The 403-nt window shown below is 36.2% G+C and carries 1 pseudogene; it reads right to left on the minus strand.

The window, feature by feature from the left end:
- Positions 1-39 precede the first annotated feature (39 nt).
- Positions 40-403, minus strand: a pseudogene (locus tag ACFIK8_RS11355) (ABC transporter permease); the annotation flags it as partial.

Raw genomic sequence — 403 nt, forward strand, 5'->3', positions numbered from 1 at the left:
TCGCATGGCAAGACCTATCTTACTTTCCAAAAAACGCTAAATCAAAAATACCACAACCAATAATACAGAACCAATAAAAAGAGGACGCACAAAAATATCAGACAAACACAATATGCCATAAAAAGGTGTTAAAGTAGTATTAACAAGCGCCAAATTAACATTAGCCCCTCCCATAATCCCCATAATACGAAGATTAACCGTATCAGAGTGCCGACATTGTTAAAATTGAAGCCAAAAATTTAAAATACCAAACCACAAATTCAGCAAAGCTGTTAACAAACCTGCCACCATAGCTGCAAAAAAAAGCACACATCATAGCCGTCCATGGATTGAAACCTAAAAGAATCAAAACACCACAAACACATGATCCAAGAAGAAACGAACCATCAACAGTTAAATCAGG

It is taken from the genome of Bartonella sp. MR168JLCBS (genome assembly GCF_042194175.1).